Source organism: Nocardiopsis sp. FR4 (genome assembly GCF_009830945.1).
Classification (GTDB): domain Bacteria; phylum Actinomycetota; class Actinomycetes; order Streptosporangiales; family Streptosporangiaceae; genus Nocardiopsis.
This window is the reverse complement of record NZ_VWVV01000004.1, coordinates 250231-269133: the sequence shown is the minus strand read 5'-3', so window position 1 is coordinate 269133 and position 18903 is coordinate 250231. Positions and strand designations below refer to the sequence as shown.

The 18903-nt window shown below is 73.8% G+C and carries 13 protein-coding genes; 9 read left to right on the top strand and 4 right to left on the bottom strand.

Annotation, left to right across the window (positions count from 1 at the left end):
- The first annotated feature begins 283 nt into the window (after positions 1–283).
- From FYW95_RS07570 to FYW95_RS07540, 7 genes are all read left to right on the top strand, one after another.
- On the top strand, positions 284–1336 hold the full coding sequence (locus FYW95_RS07570; protein ID WP_160050204.1) for a ScbA/BarX family gamma-butyrolactone biosynthesis protein: 1053 nt from the start codon (positions 284–286) through the stop codon (positions 1334–1336).
- Positions 1327–2004 carry an HAD family hydrolase gene (locus FYW95_RS07565; protein ID WP_160050203.1) on the top strand — a complete coding sequence of 226 codons (678 nt, stop codon included), beginning with the start codon at positions 1327–1329 and terminating at the stop codon, positions 2002–2004. The genes FYW95_RS07570 and FYW95_RS07565 overlap by 10 nt, the downstream gene beginning before the upstream one ends.
- Complete coding sequence (locus FYW95_RS07560; protein WP_159943813.1) at positions 2001–3623, top strand: FAD-dependent monooxygenase; 1623 nt, start codon at positions 2001–2003, stop codon at positions 3621–3623. The genes FYW95_RS07565 and FYW95_RS07560 overlap by 4 nt, the downstream gene beginning before the upstream one ends.
- A 144-nt stretch (positions 3624–3767) precedes the next feature.
- Positions 3768–6083, top strand: coding sequence for an MMPL family transporter (locus tag FYW95_RS07555; protein WP_159943814.1), 2316 nt, complete (start codon positions 3768–3770; stop codon positions 6081–6083).
- On the top strand, positions 6070–7236 hold the full coding sequence (locus tag FYW95_RS07550) for an alpha/beta fold hydrolase (protein ID WP_160050202.1): 1167 nt from the start codon (positions 6070–6072) through the stop codon (positions 7234–7236). The genes FYW95_RS07555 and FYW95_RS07550 overlap by 14 nt, the downstream gene beginning before the upstream one ends.
- A 23-nt stretch (positions 7237–7259) precedes the next feature.
- Positions 7260–8396 carry an alpha/beta fold hydrolase gene (locus FYW95_RS07545; RefSeq protein ID WP_160050201.1) on the top strand — a complete coding sequence of 379 codons (1137 nt, stop codon included), beginning with the start codon at positions 7260–7262 and terminating at the stop codon, positions 8394–8396.
- Between the two features lie 20 nt (positions 8397–8416).
- Positions 8417–10639 carry an MMPL family transporter gene (locus tag FYW95_RS07540; protein WP_159943817.1) on the top strand — a complete coding sequence of 741 codons (2223 nt, stop codon included), beginning with the start codon at positions 8417–8419 and terminating at the stop codon, positions 10637–10639.
- A gap of 40 nt (positions 10640–10679) precedes the next feature.
- Here FYW95_RS07540 and FYW95_RS07535 read toward each other — a convergent pair whose 3' ends face one another.
- Positions 10680–11141, bottom strand: a complete 462-nt coding sequence (locus FYW95_RS07535; RefSeq protein WP_159943848.1) for a MarR family winged helix-turn-helix transcriptional regulator — start codon at positions 11139–11141, stop codon at positions 10680–10682.
- Positions 11142–11211: 70 nt separating this feature from the next.
- On the opposite strand from FYW95_RS07535, the gene FYW95_RS07530 reads away from it, so the two are divergent.
- Positions 11212–12303, top strand: a complete 1092-nt coding sequence (locus FYW95_RS07530) for an NAD-dependent epimerase/dehydratase family protein (protein WP_160050200.1) — start codon at positions 11212–11214, stop codon at positions 12301–12303.
- Between the two features lie 54 nt (positions 12304–12357).
- Here FYW95_RS07530 and FYW95_RS07525 read toward each other — a convergent pair whose 3' ends face one another.
- Positions 12358–14451: a 3-hydroxyacyl-CoA dehydrogenase NAD-binding domain-containing protein gene (locus FYW95_RS07525; RefSeq protein ID WP_160050199.1), complete on the bottom strand. Its 2094-nt coding sequence runs from the start codon at positions 14449–14451 to the stop codon at positions 12358–12360.
- Entirely contained in the window at positions 14448–15647 is a 1200-nt protein-coding gene (locus FYW95_RS07520; protein WP_159943820.1) for a thiolase family protein, read from the bottom strand. Before FYW95_RS07520 ends, FYW95_RS07525 begins: the two co-directional genes overlap by 4 nt.
- A gap of 423 nt (positions 15648–16070) precedes the next feature.
- On the opposite strand from FYW95_RS07520, the gene FYW95_RS07515 reads away from it, so the two are divergent.
- Entirely contained in the window at positions 16071–17756 is a 1686-nt protein-coding gene (locus FYW95_RS07515; RefSeq protein WP_370463241.1) for an ABC transporter ATP-binding protein, read from the top strand.
- 51 nt (positions 17757–17807) lie between these two features.
- On the opposite strand, the gene FYW95_RS07510 is transcribed toward FYW95_RS07515, so the two are convergent.
- Positions 17808–18848 carry a tetratricopeptide repeat protein gene (locus FYW95_RS07510; protein WP_160050229.1) on the bottom strand — a complete coding sequence of 347 codons (1041 nt, stop codon included), beginning with the start codon at positions 18846–18848 and terminating at the stop codon, positions 17808–17810.
- Between the last annotated feature and the right edge of the window lie 55 nt (positions 18849–18903).

Here is an 18903-nt window from a genome sequence, read left to right as displayed (position 1 = left end):
CCGCCGACAGGGTCGAAGCCGTCGCTTGTGGCGATAGTCACAGTTCGCCGATGATCAAGGCCGGAGATGAATTGCACGTGCGTTTGCGCAGTTGATCCAGGCTCGCGAGGAAATATGTGAACTATTTTCGCGATTGGTCTTCAGGTTCGCTTCAGGTCCGCTTCCGGGGCGGTATTGATACTCGGTGACCGTACGCCCGACGCGGATTTCCCTCCCTCGGAGGGGTCCGATCCCTTATGGAACCCGATCCCTGAATCGCGGGGGCGTGAACGAAAGGGAAACGATGAACCGTACGACCGTCAGCGCGCAGGAGGCCCCGGCCGCGGTGGACACCGCGACCCGGCCCGGCGCGGATTCCCTCGCGGGGCTGGACCCGGAGGACGCGGGCACCCGCGAGCTCGACTACGACGCGACCGTCCCCCGGGGCCTGGTGCACCGCAGCGCCGTCTCGGAGGTCTTCGTCACCGACTCCCGGCAGACCGGTGAAAGCGTCTTCGAGGTCGCGGCCCAGCTGCCCCGCGGCCACGTCATGCTGGAGGCGCCCGCCTACGACCTGCCCCTGCTGCTGGAGGACTGCCGCCAGACCGGTGTGCTCATCTCTCACCGGCACCTGGACGTGCCCATGGACCGGGCCTTCATCATGCAGCGGATATCGCTGCACATCACCGACCTGGAGGGCCTGCGCCAGGGCCCCGAGCCCGCACGCGTGCTCGTGCGCACCGACGCCGACCTGTACCGCAACCAGGCCGGGCGGCTGCGCGGCTACGACTTCCGCGGTGACGTGTTCCTCAACGGCGGCCAGGTGGCCCGGGCGACGGGCGCGCTCGTCTTCCTCGCCAAACCCACCTACCAGGCCCTGCGCGCCAAGGGCCGCAGGTCCCTGGACTGGAGCGCCGCCGCGGCGCCCCGCGCGGTCCCCGCCCCGCCGGCCGTCGTGGGCAGGCGCGACGCGCGCAACGTCGTCATCACCGAACCCGTCCAGCGCGGCGAGGACGGGTGGCGTGCCACCGTGGTCCCCGACCACAACCACCCGCACCTGTTCGACCACCCGCTGGACCACCTGCCCGGCAACCTCCTCATCGAGGCGGCCCGCCAGCTGGTCGTGGCCTCCGTGGCGCGCTCCAGCGGCCTGGACCCGGCCACGCTCGTCCCGGTCTCGGTGGAGGCCCACTTCTCCTCCTTCTCCGAGAACGACCTCGTCTCCGTGGTCGAGGCCGACCTGGCCCCCTTCCGCGCCGACGAGCGCTTCGGCCCGGTCGCCGCCGCGGACGTGCGCGTCGTGCAGCAGGGCAGCACCGGCAGCACCTTCCGGATCGAGGTGGCCCAGTGGACCTGAACCGGATCGAGGCCGTCGTGTGCGACTACGGCGGCGTGCTCACCAACCCGCTCATCGAGACCCTGGAGCACTTCGCCGCCTCCGCGGGTCTGACCGCCGCCGACATCCTCACCGCGATGGGCGCCGCGGCCGCCCGCCACGGCGCCGACCCCATGGCGCTGCTGGAGATCGGGGCGATTCCCGAGGCCGACCTCGTCGCGCAGATCAGCGCGGAGCTCCCCGAGGGCGCCCGGGCGCTGCCCGAGGGGCGGACCTTCGGCGAGCTCTGGTTCGCCGGGCGTACCGGCAACGCCGAGTTCGCCGAGTTCCTGCGCGGACTGGGCGCGGACGGCTACCGCCTGGCCCTGCTCACCAACAACGTGCTGGAGTGGGAGCCGCTGTGGCGGGCCACGATCCCCGCCGACGACCTGTTCGAGGTGGTGGTCAACTCCGCGCACGAGGGCGTGCGCAAGCCCGACCCCGAGATCTACCGGCGCCTCCTGGACCGGCTCGGCCTGCCCGCCGAGCGCTGCCTGTTCGTGGACGACCTGGAGGCCAACCTGGAGCCCGCCGCCCGGCTGGGCATGGCCACGGTCCGCTTCCGGGACACCGCCCAGGCGATGGCCGAGCTCACCGAGGTACTCGCCGGGGCGGCCAAACCCGGACGAGTGGCCGGGGGCCCGCGGTGAGCGCGCCCGGTCCGCACCCCCCGGTGCTCGTGGTCGGCGCCGGGCCCACCGGGCTCACCGCCGCCTGCACCCTGCTCCAGAACGGGGTCTCCTGCCGCGTGGTCGAACGCCGCGCGGGGGTGGCCGAGGAGCCCAAGGCGCTCATCCTCTGGAGCGGCGCGCTGGAGGTCCTGCGCAGGCTCGGCGTCCACGAGGCGGTGGTGCGCCAGTCCCTGCCCCTGGAGTCGGCCTCCTACTTCTCCCAGGGGCGCAAGATCGGCGGGGTGCGCTTCGGAGGCCTGCCGGACACGGCCTTCCCCGGCCCGGTCTGCCTGCCCCAGCCCGGTACGGAACAGGCGCTGTACGACCGCCTCCTCGCCCTCGGCGGATCCGTCGAGTGGTCCACCCGCGTCCACTCGGCGGCCCCCGCCGGGGCGGGGGTCCGGGTGGTCCTGGGCCCGGCCGGCGCCCCCGACACGCGCGAGGAGGTCGCCGTCCCCTGGGTGGTGGCCGCCGACGGCAGCCGCAGCGCGGTCCGCGAGTCCCTGGGCGTGGCCTTCGAGGGCGACACCTACGACCGCACGTTCCTGCTCAGCGACGGCGTGGTCAGCGGACCCGTCCCGCGCCGGGAGGCGCAGTACCACCTGACGCCCGACGGGGTGCTGGTGATCGTGCCCCTGCCCGGCGGCGGCCACCGCGTCTTCTTCGACACCGAGCCGGACGGGAGCGCCGAGCCGCCCGACGACGCGTTGCTCGCCCGCCTGCTGGCCGAGCGCGGACCGGCGGGCCTGCGCATCGAGGAGGTGTGGTGGCGCAGCCGCTTCCGGGTGCACGCCCGGGTGGCGCGCGAGTTCCGGCGCGGGCGCGTGCTTCTCGCCGGGGACGCCGCCCACCTGCACAGTCCGGCGGGCGGCCAGGGGCTCAACACCGGCATCCAGGACGGCTTCGACCTGGGGTGGAAACTGGCCGCGGTGCTGCGCGGGGCCCCGGAGGGGCTGCTGGAGAGCTACCCGCTCGAACGCCGCCCCACCGCGCGTGCTGTGGTGCGCAGCGCCGACCAGCAGACCCGCATGTGGATGGTGCGGGCACCGCTGGCCCGGCGGGTGCGCGACACCCTCATGCGGCTGCTCTCGGCGTCGGGGCTACTGGAGCGGCGGCTGGTCCCGCAGCTGGCGCAGATCTCCCCGGACCTGCGCGACAGTCCCGCCGTCACCCCGCCCCCCTCCGGCTGGCGGGCCCGAGACGCGGTGGGCGCGGCGCTGCCCGGCAGGCGGATCGGCGACGCCGCTCTGGTCCCCCTGGCCGGGACCGGGGCCGGGAGCCTGCACGACTACCTGGCCTCCGGGCGGCACGTGCTGCTGGTCGGAGGCGACTCGCCCGCGGCGGCCGAGGCCGCGGCGCGGCTGCGCGACGGCGTGGCCGGTGACGTGGACGTCCTGCGGCTGTGCTCGCGGGCGCCCGAGAACGCCGACGGCCCGGCCGCGGCCCGCCCCGAGTCCGCCGTGCGGGGGGAGTGGGTGGTCCACGTGCGCCCCGACGGCGTGGTCTCCGCGGTCGCCGACCTGTCCGACCCCGCCTGGAGCGCGCGCGACTTCGCGGCCGCGGCCCCGCTTCCCGTGGCCGAGCGGACCACCACGTAAATGATATGTGAACAATACTATCTGAGAGAATGATCGTCACATGCTTCTACTGTACCGTGGCGACGAGGACACGACGGGCGGCGGCAGCCTGACCGCGGCCGCCGCCCGCGGTCCCGCGCGCGCACCGAGGAGGGGGGTGACACGATGCTCGACGCGCTGACCGCGCTGACCACGCGCCGGCCCCGGTGGGTCCTGGCCGTCGCACTGCTCGCGGTGGTCGCCGCCGCGGTGCTCGGCTCCGGCGTGGCCGACCGGCTCCGCGCGGGCCAGGGCACCGAGGACCCGGGCTCGGAGTCGGCCCTCGCGGGCCGCCTCCTGGAGGAGCACTTCCCCGACAGCCGCCCCAACCTGATCCTGCTGGTGGAGTCCGAGGCCGGGGTGGACGACCGCGAGGCCGCCCGCCAGGGACTCGGGCTGGCCGAGGGCCTGGCCTACGAGGAGGGCGTCACCGGCGTCACCTCCTACTGGCAGACCGGCGCCGACGCCCTCAAGTCCCACGACGGCACCCGCGCCCTGATCGCCGCCCACCTGGGCGGCACCGAGGCCGAGGCCGGGATCGCCGCGGCCGAGCTGGCCGAGCGCTACGGCGGCGACCACGGCCCCCTCACCGTCAGAGTCGGCGGCCAGACCGCCGTCCTCAACGACATCGAGACCACCATCGCCGAGGACCTGGTGCGTGCGGAGGTGATCGCCCTGCCCCTGACCCTGCTCATCCTGGTGTGGGTCTACGGCAGCGTCGTCTCGGCCGTCCTGCCGCTCGTGGTCGGCGTGGTCGCCATCATCGGCACCAACGCCGTGCTGTGGGTGGTGGCGGGGCTCACCGACGTGTCCGTCTTCGCGCAGAGCCTGACCATCGCCCTGGGCCTGGGCCTGGCCATCGACTACGCCCTGCTCATGGTGCGCCGGTTCCGGGCGGAGCTGGCCGCCGGAGCCGACCCGCCCGCCGCCACCGCCGTCACCGTCCGCACCGCCGGGCGCACCGTCGTCTTCTCCGCCCTGGCCATCTGCGCCGCGCTGGCCGCGATGCTCCTCTTCCCCCTCTACTTCCTGCGCTCCTTCGCCTACGCGGGCGTGACCGTCGTGGTCCTGGCCGCCCTGACCTCCCTGCTGGTGCTCCCGGCCGTGCTCACCCTGCTCGGCCACCGCGTCAACGCCCTGGACCCGCGCCGCCCGCTGCGCCGCCGGGGCCCCTCCCCGGAGGAGGCGGCCGACCTGCGCTGGCGCCGCCTCACCCGCCTGGTCATGGGGCGCGCCCCCGTCTTCGCCCTCCTCGCCCTCGTCGTCCTGGTCGTGGCCGGGCTGCCCTTCCTGCGGGTGGAGTTCGGTATGGCCGACGACCGCCAGCTGCCCGCCGGGACGGAGTCACGGCAGGTCATGGACGCCATCCGGCAGGACTTCGACCCCGCCGCCACCGGCGTGGTCGACGTCCTCGTGCACAGTCCGCCCGAGGAGACCGACACCGGACGGCTGGCGTCCTACGCCGCCGCGCTGTCCCTGCTGGAGAACGTCGACGAGGTCCGCTCCCCGCTCGGCGTGTACGCCGACGGCGACCCGGTCCGGGACCGGACCCCCGTGGACGCCCTGCGCGAGTCCGAGGAGCTGTCCTACCTCCAGGTCGTCCCCGACGCCGCGGTGGAGGACGTCTCCCCCCAGAGCCAAGACCTGGTCCGCGCCGTCCGCGCGGTGGACACCCCCCTGGAGACCTCGGTCTCCGGCCAGGCCGCCGCCGTCGTGGACGCCCAGAGCGCCATCGCCGAGCAGCTGCCCCTCGCGCTGACCGCCGTGGTGGCCGGAATGCTGGTCCTGGTCTACCTGCTCACCGGCAGCGTCCTCCTGCCGGTGCTGTCGGTGCTCTTCAACGCCCTGAGCCTGACCGCCATGTTCGGCGCCGTGGTCTGGGTCTTCCAGGACGGCAACCTCAGCGGTCCGCTCGGGTTCACCCCCACCGGGTTCATCGACACGGCCCTGCCGGTGCTCATGTTCTGCATCGCCTTCGGCCTGTCCATGGACTACGGGGTCTTCCTCCTGGCCCGGATGCGCGAGGAGTACGACCGCACGGGCGACCACCGCACCGCCGTCGAACTCGGACTGCGGCGCACCGGCGGCGTCGTCACCGCCGCCGCCGTCACCCTCGCGGTCGTCCTGTTCGCCATCGGCGCCTCCCGCGTCACCAACACGATGATGCTCGGCTGGGGGGTGGCCCTGGCCGTCGTGGCCGACGCCACCGTCGTTCGCTGCCTCCTGGTTCCCTCGGTCCTGCGCATGACCGGGCGCGCCACCTGGTGGGCCCCCGCGCCCCTGCGCCGGTTCCACCGGGCCTTCGACTCCGCCCTGGGCGAGGGGGCCGCCGAACCCGCCCGCGCCCCCGCTCCCGCCGCCCCGCCGCCCGCGCGGCCGGACGGGGAGCCCTCCACCGACCGCGCCGGGACGAACACGGAGGTGGCCCATGCCCACGACTAGGAGCGTCCTGGGCGCCGCGGCGGTCGCGGCGGCCGCCTGCCTCACCGCCGTGCTCGTACTGGCACCGGACGGCGGCACCGGACCCGCCGCCGGGCCCGCGCCCACCCCCGAGGAGCGAGCCGAGGCCACCGCCCGGCGCATGGCCGAGGCCGGCATCGTCGACCTCCCGGTCTCCTTCACCGTCACCAACACCAACCGCTCCGACCTGCCGTGCAACAGCGACGGGGGCGAGTACACCGTGCGCGGCCACCTGACCGCGCCGCGCGGGGCCCTCGACGCGGAGGACCCCCGCGTCACGCTCTACCAGCACGGCCAGGCGGCGGGGGAGTGGTTCTGGCGCCTGGACGCGCCCGGGCTGCACCACGCCGAGGAGATGGCCCTGCTGGGCCAGGCCTCACTCACCCTGGACCGCCTGGGCTACGGCGCCAGCGACCGCCCCGACGGCATGGCCATGTGCCTGGGCAGCCAGGCCGACATGACCGCCCAGATCATCGCCCGTCTGCGCGCGGGCGACTACACCGCCGCCGACCCCTCCGGCGCGCCGGCGCCCGCCTTCGACCACGTCACCCTGGCCGGACACCACAGCGGCGCCCAGATCGCCCAGATCACCGCCTACTCCTTCGAGGGCGACCGGGCCCCCGACGCCCTGGTCCTCATGGCCTGGAGCGGCACCGGCCTCACCGACCGGGCCAACGCCCGCTTCTTCGGCGGCCTGGCCGCCTGCATGCAGGGCGGGGTGCCCGCCGGCGCCGGAGCGGGACCGCCCGACCCCGACACCGCCGATCCGGCCGGATACGCCTACGTCGACGTCGGCGCCACCTCCTACACCCGGGCCAACTTCCACGACCCCTCCGGGGAGACGGCCGCGCTCGCCGCGCCGCTGCAGGACCGCACCCCCTGCGGGGACCTGGGCACCCAGGTGGAGGCCCTGGCCACCGACATGCGGTCCCTGGACCGGATCGACGTCCCCGTCCTGCTCGCCTTCGGCGGGCGCGACACCCGGGTGGCCGGGGGAGAGGAGCACGCCGCGCTCCTGACCTCGGCCGCCGACACCGAGGTCGTCACCGTCGACGACGCGGGCCACTACCTCGTCCTGGAACCGGGGGCGCCCGCGCTGCGCGAGGCCCTCGCCGACTGGTTGGGGGAACGGTGACCCGCGCACGCCAAGGAGCCCCGATGCACCGCCGACTCCGGCTGGCCGCGGCCGTCCTGGCCGCCTCCCTCGCCGCTTCGGGCCCCCTGACGGGGACCGCCGCCGCCTCCCCCGGGGCACGGGCGCCCGAGGCGGAACCCGCGGCGGCACCCGCCCCGGTCGGAGCGCCCGCCGCCCCGCCCGAGGGGGTCGTGGACGTCCCCGTGGAGTTCACCATCGACAACGTCAACCGCACCCGCGGCCAGTGTTCCGCCGACGGGCGCGAGTACACCGTCCGCGGCCACCTGACCGCGCCCGAGGAGGTGCTGGAGGCCGACGCGCCAGCCGTGGCCCTGCTGGTCCACGGCACCAACACCGGCGAGTGGATCTGGCGCCTGGACGTGCCGGGCCGCAACTACGTCCACGAGCTGGCCGCGCGCGGACACGCCTCGGTCACCATCGACCGGCTCGGTTACGGGTCCAGCGACATCCCCGACGGCTTCGCCAGCTGCAGCGGTGCCCACGCCGACATCGCCCACCAGGTGGTCGAGCAGCTGCGCGCGGGCGGGTACACGGTGGAGGAGGGCGACCCCGTCCCCTTCGACACCGTGGTCATGGGCGGCCACTCCAGCGGCGCCCTGGTCGCCGAGACCGCCGCGGTCTCCTTCGGCGGGGTGGACGGCCTGCTGCTCACCGGCTGGGCGGCCGTCGGCATCACCGACGACACCAACCGGCGCTTCCTCACCGCCTACCAGACCTGCCTGGAGGGGGGCGAGGAGCACGGCCGGCCCGGCGACCCCCGCGGCTACGTCCACTTCGACCCCACCCTGGAGGACTTCCTGGACGGCGGCCTGGGCGCCCGCGCCGACCCCGCCGTGGTCTCCGCGGTCGAGGCGCACTGGGGCCGCAACCCCTGCGGGGTCATGGTCTCCGAGCCCATGGCCATCCTCTACGACCTCGGCCTGGTCGGTGAGATCGACGTCCCGGTCCACCTCGTCTTCGGCGCCCACGACGTGCTGCGCCAGGGGGTCGAGGGCTACCCGGGGCTGTTCACCTCCAGCCCCGAGGTCACCGAGACCACACTGGCCGACGCCGGACACTTCGTCACCGTCGACGCCGGCTCCGAGCTCCTGTACGACACGGCTGCCGCGTGGATGGACCGGCACGCCCCCACCCGTTGACCCCGAAAGGCGAGAGCACCATGGCCACGACACCGACGACCACCTCACCCCCCGACCCGCGGGGGGCGCCGCCGGGCAGACCGCCGCTGCTCACCCGGCTCGGCGCGGTGCTGGCCCGACGCCCGGGCCGGGTGATCCTGGCCAGTGTCGTCCTCCTCCTGGTCTCCCTGGTCCTGGCGGCGGGCACCATGGACCGGCTGCTGCTCAGCCGCTTCGAGAGCCCCGGCTCGGAGTCGCTTCGGGTCGAGCAGCGCCTGGAGGAGGGGTTCGGCACCGGCAAGCACCACTTCCTCCTCCTGGTCACCGCCCAGCAGGGCACGGTGGACGACCCCGAGGTGGAGGCGGCGGCCACCGCGCTGGAGCGGGAACTGGCCTCCCGGGAGGGCGTGGCCGAGACCGCCTCCTACTGGGGGCGCGGCGGTTCGCCGGCGATGCGCTCCGAGGACGGCACCCAGGCGATCATCACCGTGCGGATGTCGGGCACCGTCACCGAGGCGCGCACCGCGCTCGGCGACATCTCCCCGGACTTCACCCGCGAGGACGAGGTCATGCGGGTGGAGGTCGGCGGCGGCGACGAGGTCTTCCGGCAGGCCGCCCGGCAGGCGCAGGCCGACTTCCTGCTCGCCGAGGCGATCATCTTCCCCCTGGTGTTCGTGCTCCTGGTCCTCATCTACCGCAGGATCTCCGTGGCCGCGCTGACCCTGGGCATGGGCCTCTTCTCGGTGGTGGCCACGCTCGCCCTGCTGCGCGGGTTCACCTACCTGACCGACGTGTCCACCTTCGCCGCCAACCTCACCCTGGTGATGGGCGTGGGCCTGGGCGTGGACTACAGCCTGTTCGTCATCAACCGCTTCCGCGAGGAGCTCGCGCGGGGCGCCGCGGTGCCCGAGGCGGTCACCGCGGCCGTCTCCCGCGCCGGGCGCACCGTCCTGTTCAGCGGCCTGACCGTCGCGGTCGCCCTGTCGTGCCTGCTGCTCTTCCCCTTCCCCTTCCTGCAGTCCTTCGCCTACGCGGGTGTGGGCACCGTGCTGACCTCGGTCTTCGCCGCCCTGGTCATCCTGCCCGCGGCCCTGGCCCTGGTCGGCCACCGGGTGCGCCCCCGGCGCGAGCCCGCCCCCGACAGCGGCTGGTGGCACTCCACGGCACTGCGGATGATGCGCCGACCCCTGCTGTGGGGCCTGCCCGCGCTGGCCGTGGTGCTGGTGCTGGCCGCGCCGGCGGTGGGCCTCAACTTCGGGCTGCCCGACGCGCGGGTGCTGCCCCCCGGCAACTCCAGCCGCGACGTGCAGGACCAGATCGAGACGGGCTTCGCCCAGGAGGAGATGGACGCCGTCCAGGTGCTGGTGGACCTGCCCGGCGGGGAGGCCGGCGCCGGGGCCATCGACGCCTACGCCGCCGACCTGTCCTCGGTGGAGGGCGTCTTCCAGGTTGACGCCCTGACCGGGCGGTTCGTGGACGGCCAGCGGGTGGACGGCCCCGAACCCGGGGCCGAGGAGCGCTTCGGTTCGGCCGAGGCCACCTGGCTGTCCGCGGTGCCCACCGCCGGGGCCCTCGACGACGCGGAGGACCTCATCGAGCGGATCCGCGAGGTGCCCGCGCCGGCCGACACCGAGATCGGCGGCTACCCGGCCGACCTGACCGACTTCCGCGAGGCCCTGCTCGGCCAGGTGCCGCTGGTGTTCGGGCTCATCCTGGCGGTCACCTTCGTGATCCTGTTCCTCATGACCGGGAGCCTGCTGCTGCCCGCCAAGGCCATCGTGCTCAACGTGCTGAGCCTGGCGGTGATGTTCGGCGTGATGGTGTGGATCTTCCAGGAGGGCAACCTGTCGGGCCTGCTGGGCTTCACCGCCAACGGCACCCTGGAGACCACCTTCCCCATCCTGATGTTCTGCATCGCCTTCGGCCTGTCCATGGACTACGAGGTGTTCATGATGTCCCGGATCAAGGAGGAGTACGACCTGACCGGGGACAACACCGGGGCCGTGGCGGCCGGTCTCCAGCGCAGCGGCCCGCTCGTCACGGCGGCGGCGGTCATCCTCGCCGCGTCCTTCGCCACCTACGCCGTCTCGGACGTGCTGTACCTGATGATGCTGGCGGTCGGCATGGCCGTGGTGATCCTGGTCGACGCCACCCTCATCCGCGCGGTCCTGGTGCCGGTCTTCATGCGGCTGGCCGGACGGGCCAACTGGTGGGCGCCCGGACCGCTGCGGCGCCTGCACGCCCGCTTCGGCCTCTCCGAGTGAGGGCGCGTCGGGGGCCGCGCGCGGCCCCCGACGCGCCCCGCTACTCGTACTTGGTCACCCGGGGGTGGGAGGTGAGCAGGCGGCCCGACAGCTCGTGCAGCACGGCCACCTCCTGCTCCGACAGGGCGGCGAAGAACTCCTCCTCGGCCCGGGCCACGCTCCGGCGCGCCTCCTCCAGGATGCGCTCGGCCTTCTCCGTCGGCGTCACGATGTACCGCCTGCGGTCCCGGGGGTTGCGCTCCCGCCTGGCCAGGCCCTGCTCCTCCAGGTCGTCGATCAGGCCGACCATCACGTTGGGGTCCACCCCCAGCACCCGGCTCAGCTCCTTCTGGGAGGGGGTGGGCATCGACGCGGCGGCCGAGAGCACGTGGAACTGCCGGGAGGTGATCTGCTGGGGCGCGAAGACCGCCGCGGTGGCCGCCTGGGCCAGTTCGCCCAGCTTGATCAGTCGGAAACCGGTCGTGTGCCACATGGGGGTGTCCCACCCGGCCGCGTTCTCCATCTCGGTCACCCTCACTCAGTAGTACAGAACTGCAGACAATCCTAGAATTATATAGTTTGGGAGTGAAACGATGACGGACGCCCACGCCCCGGAGCTCCCCGCGCGCGGACGGGCCCTGGTCACCGGCGCGACCGGCCTGCTCGGCGGCAACCTCGTGCGCCTGCTGCTCAGCCTGGACCAGGAGGTCGTCGCCCTCGTCCGCGACACCGACCGCGCCCGCCGGCTCCTGCCCGAGGACCCCCGCCTGCGGGTGGCCGCCGGGGACGTGACCGAGCCCGACTCCTACCGGCCGCTGTTCGCGGGGGTGGACGAGGTCTTCCACACCGCGGCCTACTTCCGGGAGTACTTCCAGGACCCCAGCCTGACCGAACCCCTGGAGCGGGTGAACGTGCGCGGCACCGAGCTGGTCCTGGCCGGGGCCGCCGAGGCCGGGGTGCCGGTGTTCGTCCACACCAGCTCCGTCAACACGCTGGCCCTGCGCGGCCCCGAGCGGCCCGCAGACGAGTCCACCCCGCCCCCGGACCGGTTCGCCGACCTGCCGACCTCACAGTGCTACCCCTCCAGCAAAATCCGCGCCGAGGGGGCGGTGGCGGAGATGGTCCGCTCCGGCCGCACCGGCTCCACCCCGGTCGCCACGGTCCTGCCCGGGTGGATGTGGGGCCCGGGCGACGCCGGTCCCACCTCCGCCGGGCGACTCTTCCTCGACGTGGCCAGGGGACGGGTGAAGGCGGTGCCCCGCCTGTCCAACTACGTCGTCGACGCCCGTGACGTGGCCCTCGCGTGCGTGGCCGCCGCGCGCACGGGCGGCCACGACCGCTACGTGGTGGCCGGGGAGAAGCGGTCGCTGCCCGCCCTGGTGGGCGCGGCCGCCGCCGAGACGGGCGCCCGCGCCCCCCGCGCCGTCCCGGCGGGCCTGGCGATGGCCGCCGCCTCGCTCATGGAGTTCCAGGCCCGCGTGCGCGGCGGCGAGCCGACCGCCACCCGCGCCGGTGTGCGCGTGCTGCGCGAGGGCGACGCCCGCAACATCTCCTCGGAACTGGCCCGGAGCGACCTGGGGGTGCGGTTCCGCCCCGTGGCCGAGACCGTGGCCGCCATGGGCGCCTGGTACCGCCAGCACGGGATGCTGCCCGCCGGTGCCGTCGCGGCCTCCGCCGCCCGCTGAACGCACGCGGCGGGCCCGGCATCCGGGTGGATGCCGGGCCCGCCGGGGGAAGGGCTACAGCGCCTTCGGGGCTCCTTCGTGGAACCGCTTGCCGTTCACGGCCTCGGACACGCCGGACCGGTCCAGGTACGGGGTGATGCCGCCCGTGTGGAAGGGCCAGCCCGCGCCGGCGATCAGGCACAGGTCGATGTCGGCGGCCTCGGCCACCACGCCCTCGTCCAGCATGATGCGGATCTCCCGGGCCAGCGCGCGCAGCGCCCGGTCCAGGATCTGGCTCTCCTCGGACGGGTTGTCGCCGCCGACGAAGAGCTCGCGCACCTCCGGGTCGATCGTGAAGTCGGGGGCGAAGATGGCCGTCTTGCCCGCCCTGACGATCTCGGCCAGCTGCTCGGAGACCGCGAAGCGGTCCGGGAAGGCCTCGTGCAGGGTCTCGGACACGTGCAGCGCGACCGCCGGACCCACCAGCTGCAGCAGCATCAGCGGCGACATCGGCAGGCCCAGGGGCGCCACCGCGCGGTCGGCCACCTCGGGCTCGGTGCCCTCGCCGACGGCGCCCAGCACCTCGCCCATGAACAGGGTGAGCAGGCGGTTGACCACGAACGCCGGGGCGTCCTTGCACAGCACCGCGGTCTTCTTCAGCTTCTTGGCGGTGGCGAAGGCCGTGGCCAGCGCGGCCTCGTCGGTCTTCTCGCCGCGCACGATCTCCAGCAGCGGCAGGACCGCGACCGGGTTGAAGAAGTGGAAGCCCACGACCCGCTCGGGGTGCCTGAGCTCGGAGGCCATCTCGGTGACCGACAGCGAGGAGGTGTTGGTGGCCAGGATCGCCTCGGGGGAGACCACGGCCTCCACCTCGGCGAAGACCTGCTTCTTGACCTCCATCTTCTCGAACACGGCCTCGATGACGAAGTCGGCGTCGGAGAAGGCGTCCTTGGTCAGGGAGCCGGTCACGAGGGCCTTGAGGCGGTTGGCCTTGTCGTTGTCGATCCGGCCCTTGCCCAGGAGCTTGTCGACCTCGCCGTGGACGTAGTCCACACCCCTGTCCAGGCGCTCCTGGTCCAGGTCGGTCAGGACCACGGGCACGTCCAGGCGGCGGGCGAACAGCAGCGCCAGCTGCCCGGCCATCAGACCGGCGCCGACCACGCCGACCTTGGTGACCTTGCGGGCCAGCGACGTGTCCGGGGCGCCGGCGGGCCGCTTGGCGCGCTTCTGCACCAGGTCGAAGGCGTACAGCCCGGCCTTGAGCTCCTCGCTCATGATGAGGTCGGCCAGCGCCTCGTCCTCGGCGGCGAAGCCCTCGTCACGGGTCCGGTTCCCGGCCTCGGCGACCAGCTCGACCGCGCGCACGGGCGCCGGGGCGGCGCCGTGCAGCTTGCCCTCGACGGTGAAGCGGGCCATGTTGACCGCCTGGTCCCAGGCCTCGCCCCTGTCGACCTCGGGGCGCTCGACGGTGACCTCGCCCTTGACGACCCTGGCGGCCCAGCGCAGCGACTCCTCCACGAAGTCGGCGGGCTCGAACATCGCGTCGGCGATGCCCAGCTCGAAGGCCTTCGCGCCCTTGGTCATCTTGTTCTGGGCGAGCGGGTTGTCGATGATGAGCTTGAGGGCCTTCTCCGCGCCGATGAGGTTCGGCAGCAGGTAGGTCCCGCCCCAGCCGGGCACCAGGCCCAGGAAGGTCTCGGGCAGGGCGACCGCGGGCACGCCCGAGGAGATGGTCCGGTAGGTGCAGTGCAGCGCCAGCTCCAGGCCACCGCCCATGGCCGCGCCGTTGACCAGTGCGAAGGTCGGCACGTCCAGCTCGCCGAGCTTGCGGAACACGTCGTGGCCCAGCTTGCCGATGGCGTGCGCCTGCTCGCGGGTCTGGATCGCCGGTACGCCGCTCAGGTCCGCGCCCACGGCGAAGATGAAGGGCTTGCCGGTGACGGCCACGGCCACGATGTCGGTGCGCTCCCTGGCGGCCTCGATCGCCGCGTCCAGGCTCAGCAGACCGCCGGGTCCGAAGGTGTTGGGCCGGGTGTGGTCGTGCCCGTTGTCCAGCGTGATGAGGACCGCGGTGCCCGCTCCGTAGGGGAGCTCGACGTCACGGGAGATCGCCTTGGTGACGACCTCGTCGCTGAACAGCTCCTGTGCCTGCTCGATGGCGGTGCTCACTTGCCCCCCTCGTAGTTGGTGTTCTCCCACAGGACGGTTCCGCCCATGCCCATGCCGACGCACATGGTGGTCAGGCCGTAGCGCACGTCGGGGCGCTCGGCGAACTGGCGCGCGAGCTGCATCATCAGGCGCACGCCGGAGGAGGCCAGCGGGTGGCCGAGGGCGATGGCGCCGCCCCACGGGTTGACGCGGGCGTCGTCGTCGGCCAGCCCGAAGTGCTCCAGGAAGGCCAGCACCTGCACGGCGAAGGCCTCGTTGATCTCGATGAGGCCGATGTCGTCCATCGAGATGCCCTGGCGGGCGAACAGCTTCTCGGTGGCCGGGACCGGGCCCACGCCCATGACCTCGGGCTCCACACCGGCGAAGGAGAAGTCCACCAGGCGCATCCGCGCGCCCAGGCCCAGCTCCTCGGCCACGTCCTCGGCGGCCAGGATGGCGCCGGTGGCGCCGTCGTTGAGGCCCGCCGCGTTGCCGGGCGTCACGTTGCCGTGCGCGCGGAACGGGGTCTTCAGGCCCGCCAGCGATTCCATGGTGGTGCCGGGCCGCGGCGGCTCGTCCTGGGTGGCCAGGCCGTAGCCCTTCTCCAGGGAGCGCACCAGGACCTCGACCAGGTCGGGCTGGATCTTGCCGTCGGCGTAGGCCTTGGCGACCTTCTCCTGGCTGCGCACCGCGTAGGCGTCGGCGCGCTCCTTGGTGATGCTCGGGTACCTGTCGTGCAGGTTCTCGGCGGTGTTGCCCATGACCAGCGCGGAGGGGTCCACGAGCTTCTCTGACAGGAAGCGCGGGTTGGGGTCGACGCCCTCGCCCATGGGGTGGCGTCCCATGTGCTCGACGCCGCCCGCGATGACCACGTCGTAGGCGCCGAAGGCGATGCCCGCGCCGGAGGTGGTGACGGCCGTGAGCGCGCCGGCGCACATGCGGTCGATGGCGTAGCCGGGGACGCTGCGCGGCAGCCCGGCGAGGATCGCGGCGCTACGCCCGATCGTCAGGCCCTGGTCGCCGATCTGGGTGGTGGCGGCGATGGCGACCTCGTCGATGCGCTCGGCCGGCAGACCGGGGTTGCGGCGCATCAGTTCGCGGATCACGCGGACGACCAGGTCGTCGGCGCGCGTCTCGGCGTAGAGGCCCTTGCCAGACTTGCCGAACGGGGTGCGGACCCCGTCGACAAACACGACATCGCGGGCAGTTCGCGGCACGATGGCCCCTCCTTCTCCAAGGGATTGAGTGGACTCGATACGTCCATGCTACTGGTCAGTAACAAGTAGTTCTAGCAAAGGGCTGGTTCTAGCGAAGGGCTTGGTTCTAGCCAAGGGCTGGGTTGTGGCGGGGGGCGGGTTGCGGCGAGGGCCGGTTCCGCGGGGGCACTGGTTCTGGCCGGGGCGTGAGCGACCCCGGCCATGATCCTCCTCGGGGGCGGGAAATCAGGGTCGCGCCCGACTTTGGTCGCTTGCCGCCGCATCTCCGGACCCGGTTGGCTCAGAGCTCGGACCACGAGCGAAGACGACGACCGGAGGTACCCGGTGGCAGGACCCGACGGCGCGGACCACACGGCGGTGCTGCGCGCGGCGCCCAGGGCGCCCCTGAGGCGGCTGTGGGACTACGCCCGACCCCACTGGCGCGTGCTCGCCCTGGGCGGAGGCCTGAGCTTCCTGGGCGGCCTCACCAGCCTGGCCCAACCGCTGCTGGCCAAGTACGTCATCGACGCGCTGGGCGCGGGCGAGTCCGTTCTCGGTCCCGTCCTGGCCCTGACCGGCGTCATCCTGTGCGGCGCGGTCATCGGCGCCCTGGGCGCCTTCCTGCTGGAGCGCACCGGCCAGAGCGTCGTGCTCGGGGTGCGCCGCAACCTCGTGGGCGCCCTGGTCCGGCTGCGGGTGGCCGAGGTGGACCGCCTCAAGCCGGGCGACCTGGTCGCCCGGCTGACCGCCGACACCACTCTGCTGCGCACCGTGGCCACCAGCGGGGTCACCAACGTCTTCACGAGCACCGTGCTCCTGCTCGGCGGCATCGCGGTCATGGTCGTGCTCGACGTGTTCCTGTTCCTGGTCGCAGCCGGGATGATCGTCGCGGTCGGCCTGCTCATGGGCGTGGTCCTGCCCCGGATCGGCGCCGCCACCCAGGCCGCCCAGGCGGCGCTCGGGGAGATGGGCTCGCACCTGGAGCGCGTCTTCGGAGCCTTCCGTACCGTCAAGGCCTCCTCCGCCGAGGAGGCCGAGACCGCGCGCCTGGACGCCGCGGCCGAGGAGTCCTGGCGCAGGGGGGTGGCGGTGGCGGGGTGGACGGCCGTGTCGGGCACCGCCACCTGGCTGGCGGTCAACATCGCCTTCCTGACCATCCTCGCCGTCGGCGGCGGCCGCGTGGCCGCCGGGGAGTTGGCCGTCTCCTCCCTCATCGCCTTCCTGTTGCTGCTCTTCTACCTGATGGAGCCCATCAGCACCCTGGTCAGGTCCGCCACCGAGCTCCAGACCGGACTGGCCGCCGTGCGGCGCGTGGACGAGGTCTCCGAGCTGGACCAGGAGGACCCCCGCGGCGGCACCGCGCCGGACGTGGACCGCGACGGCCCCGCCTCGGTGGTCTTCGACGACGTCGCCTTCCGCTACCGGTCCGACCTGCCGCTGGTCCACCACGGGGTCAGCTTCGAGGCCGCAGGGGCCGGGCTCACCGCGCTGGTCGGACCCTCCGGCGCGGGAAAGACCACCGTCTTCTCCCTCGTTGAGCGCTTCTACGACGCCACCTCGGGAAGCGTGCGCGTGGACGGCGTCGACGTGCGGGACTGGCCCCTGGGGGAGCTGCGAGCCCAGATCGGCTACGTGGAGCAGGACGCGCCGGTGCTGGAGGGCACCCTGCGAGAGAACCTGCTCATGGCCGCGCCGCGGGCCGGTGAGGAGGAGGTGCGCGACGTGGTGCGCCGCGCCCGCCTGACGGACCTGCTCGCCCGTCTTCCGCACGGCCTGGACAGCACCCTCGGCCACCGGGGCGTGACGATCTCGGGGGGAGAGCGCCAGCGCGTGGCGATCGCCCGCGCCCTGTTGCGCCGGCCCCGGCTGCTGCTCATGGACGAGGCCACCTCCCAGCTGGACGCCGCCAACGAGGGCGCCCTCAAGGAGGCCATGCTGGAGGCCGCCCGCCACACCAACGTCCTGGTGGTGGCACACCGGCTGTCCACGGTCACCAGCGCCGACCGGATCGTGGTCATGGACGCCGGGCGGGTGCGCGCCGTGGGTACGCACGCGGAGCTGGTGGCGGTCGACGGCCTCTACCGCGACCTGGCCGCCGGGCAGCTGCTCGCGTCCGCGGACACCCCCTGACACGCCGCGGGGCCGGGGAGCGATCCCCGGCCCCGCGCGCGGTCGGCGTGCTCAGAGCAGCGCGTTCGCCTCGCGGTGGCGGCCAGTGGCGTTGTAGGCCCCGGCCAGGTCGCGGCGCAGCCGCAGGGTCAGCCGCCGCACCTCCGGGTCTCCGGAGGAGCCCAGCGCCACCCGGTAGGCCTCGCGCAGCACCTCCACGGCCTCCTCGCCACGGCCCGCCTGGGTGTAGGCGCGGCCCAGCCGGTGGTGCACGGTCAGCGTGTCCAGGTGGCCCTTGCCCAGCCGGCGGCGCCGCCCGGCCAGCACCATCCGCAGCTGTCCGATCGCGTCGTCGTAGCGCCCCGACATGCTCTGCGCCGCGCTCAGGCCCAGCCGCAGCTCCTCACGGCGCTCGGTGGAGGACACGTCCTCGATGGCCCGCTCGTAGTGCGCCACGGCCGCGTCCAGGCGCCCGCTGCGCCGGTAGCAGACCGCCAGACGCATCCGCGCCTCCACCGTGTCCTCGTCGGCCGGGCCGAACTGGCGCTCGCGTTCGCGCAGCAGCAGCTCCCACTGCCCGGCGGCGTCCGCCGGGCGCCCGGCGTCCTCGTAGGCCCAGGCCAGGTTCTCGCGGATGATCTCGGTGCGGGGGTGCTCCTCGCCGAAGACCTCCACCGCCTCGGCCAGGGCCAGCTCGAACTGCTGCACGGCGGCCTGGCGGCGGCCCATCTGCGCGTACTTGGTGGCCAGGTTGTTGCGCGCGGTGATCGTGTCCGGGTGCTCGGTGCCCAGCCGCTCCACCAGGGAGCGCAGCGTCCGCTCCAGCGAGGCGGCCCGCATCCCCGCGGTCGGCGCCGGGGCGGGCGCGCCGCCCGCCGGGCCGGGGGGCTGGGACCCCCGTGCGACGGAGGCCTGTGCGACCCGGGCCTCCTCGCGCTCCTCCGGCAGCGACAGCGGCTCGGTGGACAACGCCGGTGTCGGCTCCGGTACGGCCACGGGGGCCGGCGGTACGGGACGCTCCTCGCGCGAGGGCGCGTCGGTATCGGCCGAGCGGGTCCTGGTCGCACCCGCCAGCCCGGTCTCGCGCAGCAACGCACGCCAGAACGACAGCACACTCACCACTTTTCCCTCATCGCCCACCGCAAATCAAATGCGGTGACACACCCGT